2 protein-coding genes are annotated in these 1,520 nt (G+C 59.0%); both read right to left on the bottom strand.

Going from position 1 to position 1,520, the window contains the following annotated elements:
• Positions 1 to 281 (bottom strand): CoA transferase (locus J3362_RS19790; protein WP_349521890.1); only part of this gene is annotated, 281 nt, incomplete at its 3' end.
• A gap of 31 nt (positions 282 to 312) precedes the next feature.
• On the bottom strand, positions 313 to 1,520 hold a 1,208-nt coding region (locus tag J3362_RS19785), incomplete at its 5' end, for an FAS1-like dehydratase domain-containing protein (protein WP_349521889.1).

Below are 1,520 nucleotides of genomic sequence, written 5' to 3'. Positions count from 1 at the left end.
TCCCGGGCCAGCACCTTCTGACCGGCCTCGGTTTCCAGATCACACACCAGGCTTCGCTTGCCCGCCGCCAGATAACTGAACAAGGCACTCGTGCCGTCCTCCAGCAGTGGCGCGGCCTTTCGAAGGACGCTCCCTTGCTCGGGTTCCAGCATCACAACGGTTGCTCCCAAGGTGGCAAGCAAGCGTCCGGCGTAGGCGGCCGCAACGGAGCGCGATCTTTCGACGACATAACAACCTGCCAGAGGCAGGCTGTTACGATCGTGGGAGTGGGTTGTTGGCATTGTAATCCTCCCCAAGTGACTGACAGTTACCTTAGCGAACGATCGGCAGATCCAGGTTGCAGCCAGACCCATCCACAAAGGCAGGTTGATTGACGTCACGGGAAGGCAGAGCAACCGTTGCCAGACCCGGCGTGGTTACTTCGCCGCGCTGGTTAATGGCGGCCAATTCGATGTCCACCAGTCCGGTGTTGTCTTTTACATACTTGCGAACGACTTTACCGGTACACCAGGTGGTATCACCCACAATGTTGAAGCGACGCATTTCGGTACGAACACGCTTCAGGAAGCCGGCATCGCCCATCCAGTTGGTGACCAGTGAACACATCCAGGCAGAGCGCTGGGGGCCGTAATCGTAGGTGCCGGGTACGCCAACTTCCTTCGCCACGGACTCGCGGTGGTGGCCAATGCCGGTGTATTCCACACCGCCGCCGGCTTCCGGGTTACGGAAGAAGTGCCCCGGGTGCTTCACGGCCGCTTGCAGCACCACACCGTGAGTGTGTCCGCGGCCACAACCGACCAGGAAGCCCATGGTGTCCATCAGCGACAATGGTCCACGGGCAATGGAGGGCAGCTCTTCACCTTCCTGAACATCTTCCCAGTAACGAACGTTCGCGCCCCGGATGTTCTCCGGCTCATCCAGAATCGCCTGGTCTATACGGTCGCGCTCTTCGTTGGTGTATTCATGCATTTTGATGTCGTCGTACTTGCCGGCATCCCGGGCAGCTTTACGCTCATGACGGGTACAGGTGCCCAGTGCCCGGGCAACCAATTCACTGCGCTGGTTGTAATAACTGGCTTCTACATACTGAAGAACCAGTCGACCGGAGAACTTGCTTTGCTTCTCTTCGACACCAACAACTCGCTCTACGGCGCTAATTCGATCGCCTGGACGCACGTGGCGGAACAACTCCCAGTCGTTACCGGCATAGAAGCCATGAACGCCTGGCAACCCCCAGCGAGTGCGGCCTAACCAGCCGTACGCCATCGGGAACATCGGGTGACCAACCTGGGTGGCATGGCGGGTGGCATGGCCATAACCCGGATCACGATAAAGGGGGTTGAGATCACCGATACCGTTACACCAGTTGCGCAAGGTGTCTGAAGACGCGTCCTGCAGGTAAGGCCCTTCCGGGCGCAGCTGCAGGCCAATCATCGCCTTCGCGTTCGCAATGGCTTCGTCTGTGATACGGCCTTCGGCCGGCGCGGATCCTACATTCTTGTTGGTGTTGTCTGTGCTCA

Origin of the sequence: Marinobacter sp. NFXS11 (assembly GCF_040148675.1) — a bacterium.
GTDB lineage: Bacteria > Pseudomonadota > Gammaproteobacteria > Pseudomonadales > Oleiphilaceae > Marinobacter.
The sequence above is the reverse complement of the archived record's forward strand: the minus strand, read 5'-3'. Positions and strand labels throughout refer to the sequence as shown.